Genomic DNA, 14,705 nt, shown 5'->3' on the forward strand with positions numbered 1-14,705 from the left:
GCGATTTGGTCTTCGAACCCTAAACCGCCGGACGGGAGGCGCAAGCCCGGGCGCCGCGGGCCTCTCGCGCCGCGCCCGGCTCCATGCTAGCAGGCGCCCGATTGAGACGAGGAGCATGTATGGAGTTTCGGGACGATCTCGAATGGATCGACTATGATCCGATAGGGTTCAACATTCATGTCGGGCCGTTTTTCATCGCGTCGGTCGGCGGGGGCGTCTACCGCATGCATCTGATGATCGAGCCGCGGCATCTCAACCAGGGCGGCGTCGTGCATGGCGGCGTGTCGATGACGCTGGCCGACAACGCGATGGGCATGTCGGCGCGTTTCGAAGCGGGCGGGACGCCGGCGTCGACCATCGAATTCGGGATGAAGTTCATCGCCGCGGCGAAGGCGGGCGGCCCGCTCTACGGCGCCGCGCGGGTCGAGCGGCGGACGCCGGATGTCTGTTTCATGACGGGGGAGCTCTGGTCCGACGGCCGCAAGACCGCGACCGCCTCGGGCGTCTGGAAATATCTCAAGTCTAACGTGGCCTGAGAGGCGGCGGCGCCGGCCCGATCAGCCGCGGGCGGAGGCCTCCAGCGCCGGATAGCGAAGCCCGAGGGTGACGCCGCGCGCCGCGAAGAAAAACAGGAACGCCGCCCAGAGCCCCGGCGCGCCGAAGAGCGGCGCGAGGGTGAAGATCAGGACGAGATAGAGCGCGAGCGAGACGGCCATCGCGTTCCGCATGTCCCGGGTGCGCGTCGCTCCGATGAATATCCCGTCGAGCATGAAGGCCGGCATCCCGATCAGCGGCGCCGCGATCAGCCATGGCAGGAGCGCCTCCGCCGCCGCCCGGATTTCGGGCGCCGTGGTCATCAACGCGATGATCGACGGCCCGAAGACGATGAAAATGACGGCGACGACGAGAACCAGGGTCCCCGCCCACTGGCTGGAGAGGATCGCGGCGCGGCGCAGCGCGGCCGGCGCGCGGGCGCCCATCGCCCGCCCGACCAGCGCCTCCGCGGCGAAGGCGAACCCGTCGAGCACATAACTGGCGATCATGACGAATTGCAAAAGCACCTGGTTCGCGGCCAGCCCCACATCGCCAAGCGCGGCGGAGCGGAAGACGAAAACGGCCATGCCGATCTCCAGCAGGATCGAGCGGATCATGATGTCGCCGTTGACCAGCGCCATCCGGCGGAGCCGGTCCGCCTGGAGGATCAGCGCCGGCGTTCGCCAGGCCGCGCCATGGAACGCCTTTCGGCAGATCCAGAGCCCGAGCGCCGCGCCGGACCATTCGGCGATGATCGTCGCCACCGCGACTCCTTCGACGCCCCAGCCGAGGCCGAGCACGAACCAGAGGTCGAGCGCGATGTTCAGCCCGTTGATCCAGAGCTGCAGGAAGAGGACGGCGCGCGTGCGCTCCGCCGCGATCAGCCAGCCGGTGACGGCGTAGGCGGCGATGGCGGCGGGGGCGCCAAAGGCGCGGATCGCGAGATAATCGCGCGTCAGCGTCTCGACATCGGGCGAGGCGGGCGCGAATTGGAGCGCGAGCGCGAAAAGCGGGGCGCGGAGCAGAATGATCACGGCGCCCGCCGCGGCGGCGATCAGAAGGCCGCGGATCAACAGCGCGACCGCCTCCCGGTCGTCGCCGGCGCCGAGCGCCTGCGCGGTCAGCCCGGCGGTGCCCATGCGCAGAAAGCCGAACGCCCAATAGACGAAGCTGATGACGATCGCGCCAAGCCCGACCGCGCCGATCGGCGCCGCCAGCCCGAGTTGGCCGACGACCCCGGTGTCGACGACGCCGAGGAGCGGCACCGTCGCGTTGGCGATGACGATCGGCGCCGCGATACGCAGGACCCGCCGGTGAGTGAGCGCGCCAGCCCCCGCCTCAGCCGCCATCAGGCATCAGGAAATGGCCGTGCGCCGCGGCGATCGGCCGGTCGCGCGAGTCCTGCCAGGCCTCGACGCGCACATTCGCCACCCGTCGCCCGGCCTTGCATACCGTGGCGCGCGCGTAGGTGTCGCGCGGGCGGCCGGAGCGGAGATAATCGATGGTGATGTCGATGGTCTTGGGCAGTTTCGGCAGCTGGCCCCGCCGCATCATCGCCGTCGGATCCTCGCCCGCCTCCATCCGTCGCCAGAGTTGGTCCCAGGCGAGCTGGGTCAGCGCCGTGATCTCCAGCAGCGCGCCGGTGACGCCGCCGTGCAGCGCGGGGATCGCCGGATTTCCGATCAGATGCTCCGAATAGGCCAGCCGGCCGGTCAGCTCGTCTCCCATCCGCTGAAAGCTGACGCCGATGAACCGATGATAGGGCGAGGTCTGCGTCAAACGCTCGAGCGCGGCGTCCCGCAGGGTTTTCTCCTCCTGCGTCGCGGCGGCGTTCATGACGCGGCCTCGAGCGGGGTGATCATGAAGGCGGCGGCGGCGGTCGCCACCGGATCGTCCCGGCTTTCATCATAGGCGACGCCGCGGCAGAACGCGACCGAGCGGGTCAGGCGATAGCACTCGCAGGCGCCGTGAATCGCGTGGCCGGGTTTTGACGGGCGCATGTAGTCGATTCGAAGATCGAGCGTCGCGACTGAGGCCTCGCCGCGAAGCCGCAGGATCGCCGCCATGCCGCAGCCGGTGTCGAGCAGCGTGGTCACCACGCCGCCATGGATCACGCCGGTGGCCGGATCGCCGATCAACCGCTCGTCGTAGGGAACGGTGACCTGGAGCGCGCCTTCTTCATCCTGATGCAGCCGGAGGCCCAGCGCGCGGGCGTGCGGAAACCCGTCGAGCGGGTAGCCGGCCTTGGCCGCAAGCTGATCCAAGAGCGTGTTCATCGGCATGTCCTTTCGCAGCGCGCGATTCTAGCTGCGCGCCCTGGTTCTGTCGACGCGCCGGGGCGAAGAAATATCCGGGCCCGCTTTGTTTGATGTTTACGTTAACGTCACATATAGCGGACGGGAACCCATACCTGAGAGAGCCGAATCCATGACCGACCAGACCTACACCATCGGCGAGCTGTGCGCCGAGTTCGGCGTGACCCCGCGAACCTTGCGTTTCTATGAGCAGCGGGAGCTGCTGAAGCCGATCCGGGAGGGGCAGCGCCGCATTTTCACGCTCCGGGACCGCGCCCGGCTGAAGCTTATCCTGCGCGGCAAGCGCTTCGGCTTTTCACTGGAATCCATTCGGCAATGGCTTAACCTCTATGATCTCGGCGATGGCGGAGTCACGCAGATGACGACCTGGGTGAACAACGCGCGCGAGCAGATGGAAAGGCTCCGCGCGCAGCGCGACGAGCTGGAGGACGCGATGCGCGAACTGCAGGTTCTGATCGACGAGACTGAAACCGAACTGGCCGGACGCAGCGCCAGACACGCCGCCGAATGAACCCTGAATGAACTCTGGGGGGGACCCGCCGCCATGCCGACCTACACGCCGCCGACCAGCGATCATCTCTTCATTCTGCACGAGGTCCTGAAGGTTCAGGATAACGCCGACATCGAAGGCTACGCCGAGTTGACGCCCGATCTCACCTCGCCGGTTCTGGAGGAGGCGGGAAAGCTCGGCGCGGAGGTTCTGGCGCCCCTGAACGCCGTCGGCGACCGCGGCTGCACTCTGGAGAACGGCGTGGTCCGAACGCCCGAGGGATTCAGCGCGGCGTTCGATCTCCTGCGGGAGGGCGGCTGGACCTCGCTGGCGTGCGATCCGGATTTTGGCGGCCAGGGCCTGCCAGGCGTCCTTCATGCGGCGGCGGGCGAGTATCACTCCGCCGCCAACATGGCGTTCATGATGTTCTCCGGCCTCACGCTCGGCGCTTACCGCGCGATCCAGACGCATGGAACCGATGCGCAGAAGAAGACCTATCTGACGAAGCTGGCGACCTGCGAATGGACCGGAACCATGAACCTGACGGAGCCCCATTGCGGCACTGATCTCGGGTTGCTCCGCACCAGGGCGAGCCCGGAGAAGGACGGCTCCTACAAGATCTCCGGCCAGAAGATCTTCATCTCCTCCGGCGAGCATGATCTCGCCGACAATATCGTCCATCTGGTTCTGGCCCGCATCGCCGGCGCGCCGGAGGGCGTGAAGGGGATCTCGCTCTTCATCTGCCCGAAATTCTTGCCGAAAGAGGACGGGACGCCGGGCGAGCGAAACGGCGTCTCCTGCGGCCATCTCGAAGAGAAGATGGGCATTCACGGAAATCCGACCTGCGTCATGAATTACGATGGCGCGACCGGATATCTTCTCGGAGAGGCGAACCGCGGGCTGCAGGCGATGTTCACGATGATGAATCACGCCCGGCTCGATGTGGCGGGGCAAGGCGTCTTTCAGGCGGCCGCCGCCTACCAGGCCGCCGCCGCCTACGCCAAGGAGCGCCTTCAGGGCCGCGCCGTCACCGGAGCGGAGGCGCCGGATCAGCCGGCGGACCCGTTGATCGTTCATCCGGACGTGCGCCGGATGCTGCTCGACCAGAAGAGCTTCGTCGAGGGCGCGCGGGCCGCGCTCCTGATCGCGACGGAGATCAACGACGCGGTCCACCGTCACAAGGACGAGGCGAAGCGCGCCGAAGCGGATGCGCTGCTCAGCCTGCTGACCCCGGTCCTGAAAGGGTTCTGCACCGACAAGGGCTTCGAGATGACGGTCGCGGCCCAGCAGGTCTTCGGCGGCCATGGCTACATCCGCGAGACCGGCGTGGAGCAATTCGTCCGCGACGCCCGGATCGCGATGATCTACGAGGGCGCGAACGGCGTCCAGGCGCTGGATCTCGTCGGCCGCAAGCTCGGGCTCAACGGCGGACAGGCGCTGATGGGCTTTTTCGAGACGATCAAGAATTTCGCCAAGGCGCACAAGGATGACGAAGACCTTGCGCGCGATTTTCTCGAACCGCTGAAGGCCGCGTCCAAGGATCTTCAGGCCGCCGCGATGTATTTCGTCGCTGAGGGGATGAAGAATCCGAACGCCGCGCTGGCCGGGTCCTCCGACTTCATGCATCTCTTCGGCCATGTGATCATGGGCTGGGCGTGGGCGCGCATGGCGGTCGCGGCGCGGGCGGGCCTCGCCTCCGGCGCGGGGGACGCGGAATTCTATGAGAACAAGATCCGCACCGGCCGGTATTACATGGCGCGGGCGCTGCCGGAGACGGGATTGCGGCTCGCGCGGATCAAATCCGGGGCGGCGCCGGTGATGGATCCGCCGGCGGCGGCGTTCTGACCGGCCGGCGCGGCGTGAAAAACAGGCGCGGGCGATTGCGCTTCGCGGGCGTATCTGGAGAATTGCGGCGAAGCGGCGAACCAGGGGAGCCGCTCCAGCGAAAATAAGGGCGCGCCCGCTCCGGGCGCCGTGAAAAAGGAACCCGGCGGCGATGCAATTCGAGAACCTGAAATCCGACTGGATGAACGAAGACCATGTGATGTTTCAGGACGCCGCGACGCGGTTCCTGACGGAAAAATGGCTCCCGCGCGCCGAAGGCTGGCGCAAGGCCGGCATCATGGAGCGCGAAATCTGGAACGAGGCCGGCGACAACGGGCTTCTCTGCGCGTCGATCCCCGAGGAATACGGCGGGGCCGGCGGCGATTTCGGCCATGAGGCGGTGCTCTCGCTGATCCAGAACCGCGTCAATCTCGCGTCGTGGGGCCAGTCGATCCACTCCGGCATCGTCGCGCATTACATTCTGAACTGCGGCACTGAAGAGCAGAAGAAGCGGTGGCTGCCGAAAATGGCCACCGGCGAGATCGTCGGCGCGCTGGCGATGACGGAACCCTCGGCCGGCTCCGACGTGCAGAGCATCAAGACCCGCGCGGTGAAGGACGGCAACGGCTATCGGCTCTCGGGGCAGAAGACCTTCATCACCAGCGGCCAGCACGCGAACCTGATCCTCGTCGCCGCCAAGACCGACCCGAACGAGGGCGCGCGCGGCACGTCGCTCATCGCCGTCGAAACCGAGAATGCGGAGGGCTTCAGCCGCGGGCGCAATCTCGACAAGGTCGGGATGAAGGCGGCGGACACGTCCGAGCTTTTCTTCGACAATGTGCCGGTTCCGCCGGAGAATGTTCTTGGCGGCGAAGAGAACAAGGGCTTTTACCAGATGATGGGCCAGCTTCCGCAGGAGCGGCTCCTGATCGCCTGCTGCGCCGTCGGCGCGATGGAGGGCGCGGTCCACAAGACCATCGCTTATTGCAAGGAGCGCGAAGCCTTCGGCCAGCCGATCATCGGCTTCCAGAACACCAAGTTCAAACTGGCCGAATGCAAGACCGGAACCGTCGTCGCGCGCGCATTCCTCGATCGATGCATCGAGGCTCACCTGAAGGGGGAGCTTTCGGTCGAGACCGCGGCGATGGCGAAATACTGGACCACCGATCTGCAGAACCGCATCCTTGACGACTGCGTCCAGCTTCATGGCGGCTACGGCTTCATGATGGAGTACGACGTGGCGGAGATGTGGACCGACGCGCGCGTGCAGCGCATCTATGGCGGCACCAACGAGATCATGAAAGAGTTGATCTCGCGCAAGCTTTGACGCGCCTGTCGCATGAAAGCCCGGCCGCGCGCCGGGCGCAGACCTGAACATGAGGGGACCGGGAATGGCGATGAAGCTCTACTGCTTCGGAGAAAGCGGCAACTGCTACAAGGCGGCGCTGCCGCTTGAGTTGTCGGGGCTGGCGTGGGAGCCGATCTTCGTCGACTTCTTCAAGGGCGCGACGCGGGCGCCGGAATACCGGGCCGAGATCAACGACATGGGCGAGGCGCCGGTGCTGGTCGACGGCGATGTGAAGCTCACCCAGTCCGGCGTGATTCAGGATTATATCTCGGAGCGGTCCGGAAAGTTTTGCGGCGAGACGCCCGAAGAGCGGCGCGACGTGCTGCGCTGGGTGCTCTGGGACAATCACAAGATGTCCTCGATGACGGGGGTCGCGCGCTTTCTGATGAATTTCCTGCCTGAGGAGAAACGCTCGGCGGATGTCATCGCCTTCCTGCAGGGCCGTCTCAAGGGGGCCTACGCCACGCTCGACACGGCGCTGGCGACCCGCGGCTGGCTGGTCGGCGACAGGCCGACCAACGCCGATTTCTCCTGCTGCGGCTATCTCTTCTACCCGGAGCCTTTCGGGTTCGAGCGCAAGGACTGGCCGCATATCGACGCCTGGCTGAGCCGTATCGAGGCGCTGCCCGGCTGGAAACACCCCTATGATCTGATGCCGCGCGAATAGCGCGGCCATCCTCTTTGAAGGAGCCGCCATGACCGACGCTTATATCTTCGACGCCGTCCGGAGCCCGAGAGGCAAGGGCAAGGGCGGCGCCCTTCACGAGGTCACCGCCGTTCGCCTCGCCGCGGAGACGCTGAACGAGTTGAAGGCGCGGACCAATCTCGACGACAGCCTCGTCGAGGACGTGATCTTCGGCTGCGTCACCGGGGTCGGCGAGCAGGGCGCGTGCCTCGCGCGCTCCGCCGTGCTTTACGCCGGCTGGAGCCATGAGGTTCCGGGGCTGCACATCAACCGGTTCTGCGCGTCGGGCATGGAGGCGGTGAACCTCGCCGCCAATCAGGTGAAGGGCGGCGCGGGCGAGCTTTACGTCGCCGGCGGCGTCGAGATGATGAGCCGGGTGCCGATGGGCTCCGACGGCGGCGCGCTGGCGGTCGATCCCTATCTGGCGATGAAGGCCTATTTCGCGCCGCAGGGCGTCTCCGCCGACCTGATCGCGACGAAATACGGCTTTTCGCGCGAGGATGTGGACGCTTACGCGGTCGAGAGCCAGAAACGGGCGGCGAAGGCGCGGGCGGACGGCCGGTTCGCGAAATCGGTCTTCGCGGTGAAGGACCAGAACGGGCTCGTCATTCTCGATCAGGACGAGGCCATCCGGCCGGAGACGGACATGCAGGCGCTCGGCGCGCTGAGACCGTCTTTCAAGGATATGGGCGAGGTGATGCCCGGCTTCGACAAGGTGATGATGCTGCGCTACCCGGAGATCGAGCGGGTGAACCACGTTCATCACGCCGGCAACTCCTCCGGCATCGTCGACGGGGCCGCCGCGGTTCTGGTCGGCTCGAAGGAGGCGGGCGAGAGGCTGGGTCTGAAACCGCGCGCGCGGATCCGCGCGACGGCGCGGATCGGCTCGGAGCCGGCGATCATGCTGACCGGGCCGGTTCCGGTGACGGAGAAGATCCTGAAATCCTCCGGCATGGCGATCACGGATATCGATCTTTTCGAAGTGAACGAGGCCTTCGCCGCGGTGCCGCTTCTTTTCATGCGGCATTTCGGGCTGGATGATGGCGTGGTGAACGTGAACGGCGGCGCCATCGCCATGGGGCATCCGCTCGGCGCGACCGGCGCGATGCTCATCGGAACCGCGCTTGATGAGATGGAGCGCGCCGACAAGGCGACCGCGCTCGCCACGCTTTGCGTCGCGGGCGGCATGGGCGCCGCCACCATCATCGAGCGGGTGTAAGGAGAGCGACCATGGCCATTTTCAAATATGATGTGGATGCGGACGGCGTCGCCACCATCGCCTGGGACCTTCCCGGCGCGTCGATGAACGTGCTGACCGAAGCCGGGATCGAGGAGCTTGACGCGGCCTTCGACGCGGCGCTGGGCGATGACGCGGTGAAGGGGATCGTCCTCACGTCCGCCAAGGCCGATTTCGCCGGCGGCATGGATCTCAATCTGCTCGGCGAGGCCCGGGCCGCCGCCGAGGCGGCGGGGCGCGCGCCGGCGGAGGCGATCTTCGGGATGGTGATGCGGATTCATCGCCTCCTGCGAAAGATCGAACTGGCGGGGATGGACCTCAAGACGAAAAAGGGCGGCAAGCCGGTCGCCTGGGCGGCGCCGGGCACGGCGGCGGGGATCGGGCTTGAGCTCGGGCTCGCCTGCCATCGCCGGTTCGCCGCCGACAATCCGAAGGCGAAGATCGGCCTGCCGGAGATTCAGGTCGGCGTCTTTCCGGGCGCCGGCGGCGCGACGCGGCTGTTCCGGATGCTTGGGCTGATGGCCGCCTCGCCCTTTCTCATCGAGGGAAAGATGATGGCGCCGAAGGCGGTGAAATCCGCCGGCGTGATCGACGAGGTCACCGCGCCGGACGCGCTTCTCGCCGAGGCGAAGGCCTGGGTCCTCGCCGCGAAACCGGCCGATCTCGTGAAGCCCTGGGATGCGAAGGGCTACAAGATGCCGGGCGGCGGCCCCTATCATCCGGCCGGGTACCCCCTCATGGCGGGCGGCGTCGCGATGATCCATGGCCGGACGCAGGGCGCGTATCCCGCGCCGAAGGCGCTGATCAGCGCGATCTACGAGGGCGCGCAGGTCGATTTCGACACCGCGCTTCGGATCGAGGCGCGGTGGATGACCAAAGTCATGCTCGACCCGACCTCGGCGGCGATGATCCGCTCGCTTTTCGTGAACAAGCAGGCGCTGGAGAAAGGCGCGGTGCGCCCGAAAGGCGTGCCGGACATGAAGGTGAAGAAGCTCGGCGTGCTCGGCGCCGGGATGATGGGCGCCGGCATCGCCTATGTCTCGCTCCGCGCGGGGATCGACGTCGTGCTGATGGACCGCGATCAGGCGGCCGCCGACAAGGGCCGCGCCACGATCGAAGGGCTTCTGGACGACGACGTGAAGAAGAAGCGGCTGACTTTGGACGCGCGGGAGGAGATCCTCTCGCGCCTCGCGGCGACGCCGGATTACGCGGCGCTGGCGGGCGCCGATCTGGTCGTCGAAGCGGTGTTCGAGGACGCCGGCGTCAAGGCGGAGGTCACGAAACTGGCCGAAGCCGAGATCCCTTCGAGCGCGATTTTCGCCACGAATACGTCAACCCTGCCGATCACCGAACTGGCGAAGGCGAGCCGCGACGCCGCGCGCTTCATCGGCATCCATTTCTTCAGCCCGGTTCACCGGATGATGCTGGTCGAGATCATAAAGGGCGAGAAGACCGGCGACGAGGCCGTGGCGAAGGCGCTGGATTTCGTCCGCCAGCTCCGGAAGACGCCGATCGTCGTCAACGACGCGCGCTTTTTCTACGCCAATCGCTGCATCATTCCTTATGGCGGCGAGGCGGCGCGGATGGTCGCGGAGGGGATCGAACCCGCGCTGATCGAGAACGCGGCGAAGCAGCTCGGCTTCCCGCTCGGCCCGCTCCAGCTTGGCGACGAAACCTCGATCGATCTCGCCGAGAAGATCATGCGCGCGACCAAGGCGGCGATGGGCGCGGCCTATCCCGAGAATCCCGGCGATGACGTGGTGCAGATGCTGTTCGACGCCGGCCGGCTCGGCCGGAAGGCGAAGGCGGGCTATTACGACTATGACGAAGCCGGCAAACGCACCGGGCTCTGGCGCGGCGTGCAGGAGCGGTTTCCGCGCGCGGAGGTTCAGCCGGATGTGACCGAGGTCAAGCATCGGCTGATGCTCTCGCAGGCTCTGGAGGCGGTGAAGGCGTTGGAGGAAGGCGTGCTCGAGGATATCCGCGAGGGCGATGTCGGCGCGATTCTCGGCTGGGGGTTCGCGCCGTGGTCCGGCGGGCCGTTCTCCTGGATCGACATGCTTGGAGCCAAGGAGGTTGTTCGGATCTGCGACGCCCTCGCGCAAAAGCACGGGCCGCGGTTCAACGCGCCGAAGCTTCTGCGCGAAATCGCGGATCGGGGCGAGAGCTTCTATGGGCGCTTCGGCGCGGCGCAGGCCGCCTGAACATCGACCGCCCGCGCCGCGCTTGACGCGGCGCGGGCTCCCATGGCAACCGGTCCCGGCCCTCAGCCCGGAGCTCTTGATCCAGAATGTCAGAGAAGACGCCTCCGGGCGCGCACCCCTCCTCCGTTTCGGTGGTGATCCCGTTCTACAGGGATGAAGCCTATCTCGAGGACGCGCTCCGCTCGGCGCGGCGCCAGCCGATCGACGATCTGGAGATCATCGTCGTCAACGACAACCCGGGCGAGGAGAGCGACGCCTTCCTCGCCGACGTCTCGGCCCGCCACTCGATCCGTGTGGCGCGCCACGCCGTCAATCGCGGGCTTTCGGCGGCGCGGAACACCGGCATGGATCTGGCGACGAAGGCGTTCATCGCGTTTCTCGACGCGGATGACGTCTTCATCGAGGGCGGGCTGGCGGCGAACCTGAGCCGGGCGGCGGCGGCGGGCTCTGACATCACCCATGCGCCGACGATGATCCTGCAGGTCGATCAGACGCATCCGAGGCTTCTCCGCCGTGATGCGCTCCTGTTTTCCCGCGATGTCGTGAACACGACTCTGAAGCGCGCGCCGGAGGCGCAGTATATCGTCTCCTCCTGGTGTTCGCTCTATCGCCGGGAGTTCCTCCGCGACCGGGCGGTGCGCTTCGATGAGGCGCAACGCATGTATGAGGACCGCCTGTTCGTGCTGGAGGCGGTGACGAAGGCGGAGACGATCAGTTTCACCAGCGCGCCGGCGCGGATCTGGCGGCGGCGCATGGGCTCGATCACCACGAGCGCGAAGCGGCTCGAAAGCGTCGCGCTGCAATGCGAGCTTGTGGTGAAATGCATGGCGCTGGCGAAGGCGCATGTCGCCGCGGGCGGCGATGCGATGTTCCTGCTGCGCGAGGCGGCCCATTCGATCGACCGGCTGATCTGGGACGTGAACCTCTATGCGCGCGATCCGGCGGAGACGCCTGAGCTCGACGGGGCGCGGGCGCGGCTGCAGGCCGCCTTTCAGGATGTGCGGTTTTCCCGCCGGATCTTCGCGGACCGGATCTCGATCCCGTTCTCGCGCGTCGGCAAGGCTCTGCGCGGCCGCCGTCCGGTCACGCGGGCCATGTTCGCCGAGACGTTCGCGGCGACGCAGGCCGGCCGCTGGGCCGATCTGCACAGGTGGCGAAAATCGCTCGACATCGCCCCGGACTACTGGGCGGCGCCGAAGCCGGCCCCGCTGGCGGCGGAGCTTGTCCTGCATGTCGGGCTCCACAAGACTGGCACCACCCATATCCAGCGCGCGTTGGAGCGCGACCGGGAGAGGCTTCGCGGCGAAGGCGTCCTTTTCCCGGAAACCGGGTTTCTGGCGCGCGTGCGCGACAATCCGCGCGGCGACGCGACGCCGGGCCATGTCGGGCTTTACGCCGCGCTTCGGCGCGGCGATCTCTCTCCTTTCGCGGCGCTTCGGGCGGAATGCGCGGCGTCCGGCTGCGGGCGGGTGATCGTCAGCAGCGAGAACCTGAGCTTCCCTCTGGGCGAGAACAATGAGCGCGCGGGCTTTTTCGCCGCGGCCCGCGAGGCGGCCACGCTCTTCTCGAAAGTGTCGGTCCTCGCGGTGATCCGGCGGCCGGACGCCTATATCGACCGATATTACCGGGAGCTCGTCTTTCTCGCCAAGCATTGGGCGCGGCGGAGCCCCGAGCAGTTCGCATTCGAGACGGCGCCCTCGCTGACGGATCTCGAAGCGCTCCTCGGCGGCTGGACGGAGATCGCGCGCGGAGATCTTCGGCTGATCCCCTATGACGCGGCGCGCGAGAGCGGCCTCGCCGCGGCGTTTTATCGGGAGCTTGGGCTGACGCCGCCCGCCGGCGCCGATGTCGACGGCGGCGCGACCTACGCATCGCCCGGCGCGGCGCAGACGATCGTCGCGCGCGCCATCGCCTGCTCGACGCTGCCGCGCGGCCAGAAGATGCGCGCGCTCGGCGTGTTTCTCCGGGAATCCTCCGAGCTTGGCGCCGAAAGCGGCGGCTCGCTGCTGTCTTTCGCGACGCGCCGGGCCCTGATCCGGAAATTCGAGACGGCGTCATCGGGCTTTCTGGCGGCGCACGGCTGCGCGCCGATGGCGGAGCGGTGGCGCGCCGATCTGGACCGGGAGGAGGCGGGCGCCGCGCGCGACGCGACCATCGACCCTCGGCTCGTGGACTGCGCGGTGTCCGCGATGGAGATGGCGGCGGCGGCGAAGGCGGCGCCGGAGACGCCTTCAACGGCTCTCCGCGTTTACAGGCGGGTGAAAGGCGGAATCGCGCGCTTCCGGTGAGCGCCGACATAAGGCCGCATTGGTGGAGCGCGCCCCACGCCGTGATTGACCCATACCCGCCCCGGAACCTAGAACAAACACCTGACCTGAAGCCGCAAAAGTGACCAAGGGGCGCATTCAATGAGCGAGATCAGCCGCGAATCGATGGAATATGACGTTGTCATCGTCGGCGCAGGGCCCGCTGGCCTCGCGGCGGCGATCCGTCTGAAGCAACTTGGCGGCGACGATATCTCCGTCGTGGTTCTGGAGAAGGGGTCCGAGGTCGGCGCGCACACCCTTTCCGGCGCGGTGCTGGACCCGACCGGCCTCGACGCGCTGATCCCCGACTGGAAGGAGCGCGGCGCGCCGCTGAACGTGCCGGTGACCGAAGACCGGTTCTATATCCTTGGCGAAGCCGGCGGATTCCGCGTGCCGAACTTTCCGATGCCGCCGCTGATGAGCAATCACGGCAATTTCGTCGTCTCGATGGGCAATGTCTGCCGCTGGATGGCGGAACACGCCGAAGAGCTGGGCGTGGAGGTTTTCCCGGGGATGGCGTGCTCCGCGCTCGTCTATGGCGAGGCGGGAGAAGTGAGGGGCGTCGTCGCGGGCGAGTTCGGCATCGAGAAGGACGGAACCAAGGGCGACAGCTACGAGCCGGGCATGGAGCTGCTCGGGAAATACGTGATGCTGGCGGAGGGCGTGCATGGCTCGCTCTCGAAGCAGGTGATCTCGAAATTCGGCCTCTCCAATGGCCACGAGCCGCAGAAATACGGGCTCGGCATGAAGGAGATCTGGGAGGTGAAGCCTGAGCATCACCGCCCGGGGCAGGTCACGCACACGATGGGCTGGCCGCTTGGCGGCGCCGCCGGCGGCGGCTCCTTCATGTATCATATGGACGATAATCAGGTTCTCGTCGGCTTCGTCGTCCACCTGAATTACAAGAACCCGTATCTCTTCCCGTATATGGAGTTTCAGCGCTTCAAGCATCACGCGATGATCGCGCGGGTTCTGGAGGGCGGCAAACGCACCGCCTACGGCGCCCGCGCGATCAGCGAGGGCGGCTGGCAGTCGCTGCCGAAGCTGGTCTTCCCGGGCGGGGCGCTTCTCGGCTGCGCGGCGGGGATGGTCAACGTGCCGCGCATCAAGGGCAACCATAACGCCATGCTGTCCGGCAAGGCGGCGGCGGAGGCGGCTTTCGCCGCGATCGGCGCCGGGCGCGCATCCGATGAGCTGACCGAATATGAGGCCGACGTCCGCAGCGGCCCGATCGCGAAGGATCTGAAACGGGTCCGGAACGTGAAGCCGCTCTGGTCGAAATTCGGGCTGGTCGCGTCGCTGGTCGGCGGCGGGCTGGACATGTGGACGGCGAACCTCTTCGGGCTGAACGTGTTCGGGACGCTTCGCCATGGCGGAACCGACGCCGCCGCGACGGAGGAGGCGGCGAAGCACAAGCCGATCGACTATCCGAAACCGGATGGAAAGCTCAGCTTCGACAGGCTGACCAATGTCGCCTTCTCCGGCACGAACCACGAGGAGAACCAGCCCTGCCATCTGCATCTGGTGGACCCGTCGATCCCGATCGGCGTGAATCTCCCGAAATTCGCCGAACCCGCGCAGCGCTATTGCCCGGCCGGGGTCTATGAGGTGATCGAGAGCGAGGACGGCTCCGGCCCGAGATTCCAGATCAACGCGCAGAACTGCGTCCACTGCAAGACCTGCGATATCAAGGATCCGAGCCAGAACATCGAATGGCGGACGCCGCAGGGCGGCGACGGGCCGAACTACCCGAACATGTAGG

General features: G+C 66.9%; 12 protein-coding genes. 9 read left to right on the forward strand and 3 right to left on the reverse strand.

Features of this window, described 5'->3' with window-relative positions:
• Positions 1 to 119: 119 nt before the first annotated feature.
• Positions 120 to 536, forward strand: a complete 417-nt coding sequence (locus tag WG921_RS14095; RefSeq protein WP_340109883.1) for a PaaI family thioesterase — start codon at positions 120 to 122, stop codon at positions 534 to 536.
• Between the two features lie 21 nt (positions 537 to 557).
• On the opposite strand, the gene WG921_RS14100 is transcribed toward WG921_RS14095, so the two are convergent.
• From WG921_RS14100 to WG921_RS14110, 3 genes are read right to left on the reverse strand one after another with little or no spacing between them, the layout of a single operon-like run.
• Entirely contained in the window at positions 558 to 1,883 is a 1,326-nt protein-coding gene (locus tag WG921_RS14100) for an MATE family efflux transporter (protein ID WP_340109884.1), read from the reverse strand.
• Positions 1,873 to 2,370 (reverse strand): PaaI family thioesterase, encoded by a 498-nt coding sequence (locus WG921_RS14105; RefSeq protein WP_340109885.1) that lies wholly within the window; start codon positions 2,368 to 2,370, stop codon positions 1,873 to 1,875. The genes WG921_RS14100 and WG921_RS14105 overlap by 11 nt, the downstream gene beginning before the upstream one ends.
• Positions 2,367 to 2,810: a PaaI family thioesterase gene (locus tag WG921_RS14110; RefSeq protein WP_340109886.1), complete on the reverse strand. Its 444-nt coding sequence runs from the start codon at positions 2,808 to 2,810 to the stop codon at positions 2,367 to 2,369. The genes WG921_RS14105 and WG921_RS14110 overlap by 4 nt, the downstream gene beginning before the upstream one ends.
• A 151-nt stretch (positions 2,811 to 2,961) precedes the next feature.
• Between WG921_RS14110 and WG921_RS14115 the strand changes: the two genes are divergently transcribed.
• The 8 genes from WG921_RS14115 (at position 2,962) to WG921_RS14150 (ending at position 14,704) form a co-directional block, all read left to right on the forward strand.
• On the forward strand, positions 2,962 to 3,360 hold the full coding sequence (locus tag WG921_RS14115) for a MerR family transcriptional regulator (protein WP_340109887.1): 399 nt from the start codon (positions 2,962 to 2,964) through the stop codon (positions 3,358 to 3,360).
• A gap of 33 nt (positions 3,361 to 3,393) precedes the next feature.
• Positions 3,394 to 5,184: an acyl-CoA dehydrogenase C-terminal domain-containing protein gene (locus tag WG921_RS14120; protein ID WP_340109888.1), complete on the forward strand. Its 1,791-nt coding sequence runs from the start codon at positions 3,394 to 3,396 to the stop codon at positions 5,182 to 5,184.
• 151 nt (positions 5,185 to 5,335) lie between these two features.
• Entirely contained in the window at positions 5,336 to 6,490 is a 1,155-nt protein-coding gene (locus tag WG921_RS14125; protein WP_340109889.1) for an acyl-CoA dehydrogenase family protein, read from the forward strand.
• Between the two features lie 64 nt (positions 6,491 to 6,554).
• Positions 6,555 to 7,178, forward strand: a complete 624-nt coding sequence (locus WG921_RS14130) for a glutathione S-transferase family protein (RefSeq protein WP_340109890.1) — start codon at positions 6,555 to 6,557, stop codon at positions 7,176 to 7,178.
• Between the two features lie 28 nt (positions 7,179 to 7,206).
• Positions 7,207 to 8,415 (forward strand): acetyl-CoA C-acetyltransferase, encoded by a 1,209-nt coding sequence (locus WG921_RS14135; protein ID WP_340109891.1) that lies wholly within the window; start codon positions 7,207 to 7,209, stop codon positions 8,413 to 8,415.
• A gap of 11 nt (positions 8,416 to 8,426) precedes the next feature.
• Entirely contained in the window at positions 8,427 to 10,637 is a 2,211-nt protein-coding gene (locus tag WG921_RS14140; protein ID WP_340109892.1) for a 3-hydroxyacyl-CoA dehydrogenase NAD-binding domain-containing protein, read from the forward strand.
• A gap of 86 nt (positions 10,638 to 10,723) precedes the next feature.
• Complete coding sequence (locus tag WG921_RS14145) at positions 10,724 to 12,925, forward strand: glycosyltransferase family 2 protein (protein WP_340109893.1); 2,202 nt, start codon at positions 10,724 to 10,726, stop codon at positions 12,923 to 12,925.
• 120 nt (positions 12,926 to 13,045) lie between these two features.
• Positions 13,046 to 14,704: an electron transfer flavoprotein-ubiquinone oxidoreductase gene (locus WG921_RS14150; protein ID WP_340109894.1), complete on the forward strand. Its 1,659-nt coding sequence runs from the start codon at positions 13,046 to 13,048 to the stop codon at positions 14,702 to 14,704.
• Position 14,705: the final 1 nt, after the last annotated feature.

Origin of the sequence: Paludibacillus litoralis (assembly GCF_037646705.1) — a bacterium.
GTDB classification, from domain to species: Bacteria; Pseudomonadota; Alphaproteobacteria; order Rhodobacterales; family Rhodobacteraceae; genus Pikeienuella; species Pikeienuella litoralis.

Bases quoted from the DNA above. Each gene is read 5' to 3' on its own strand.
- WG921_RS14095 (WP_340109883.1), top strand. From the start codon at position 120: ATGGAGTTTCGGGACGATCTCGAATGGATCGACTATGATCCGATAGGG.
- WG921_RS14100 (WP_340109884.1), bottom strand. From the start codon at position 1,883: ATGGCGGCTGAGGCGGGGGCTGGCGCGCTCACTCACCGGCGGGTCCTG.
- WG921_RS14105 (WP_340109885.1), bottom strand. From the start codon at position 2,370: ATGAACGCCGCCGCGACGCAGGAGGAGAAAACCCTGCGGGACGCCGCG.
- WG921_RS14110 (WP_340109886.1), bottom strand. From the start codon at position 2,810: ATGAACACGCTCTTGGATCAGCTTGCGGCCAAGGCCGGCTACCCGCTC.
- WG921_RS14115 (WP_340109887.1), top strand. From the start codon at position 2,962: ATGACCGACCAGACCTACACCATCGGCGAGCTGTGCGCCGAGTTCGGC.
- WG921_RS14120 (WP_340109888.1), top strand. From the start codon at position 3,394: ATGCCGACCTACACGCCGCCGACCAGCGATCATCTCTTCATTCTGCAC.
- WG921_RS14125 (WP_340109889.1), top strand. From the start codon at position 5,336: ATGCAATTCGAGAACCTGAAATCCGACTGGATGAACGAAGACCATGTG.
- WG921_RS14130 (WP_340109890.1), top strand. From the start codon at position 6,555: ATGGCGATGAAGCTCTACTGCTTCGGAGAAAGCGGCAACTGCTACAAG.
- WG921_RS14135 (WP_340109891.1), top strand. From the start codon at position 7,207: ATGACCGACGCTTATATCTTCGACGCCGTCCGGAGCCCGAGAGGCAAG.
- WG921_RS14140 (WP_340109892.1), top strand. From the start codon at position 8,427: ATGGCCATTTTCAAATATGATGTGGATGCGGACGGCGTCGCCACCATC.
- WG921_RS14145 (WP_340109893.1), top strand. From the start codon at position 10,724: ATGTCAGAGAAGACGCCTCCGGGCGCGCACCCCTCCTCCGTTTCGGTG.
- WG921_RS14150 (WP_340109894.1), top strand. From the start codon at position 13,046: ATGAGCGAGATCAGCCGCGAATCGATGGAATATGACGTTGTCATCGTC.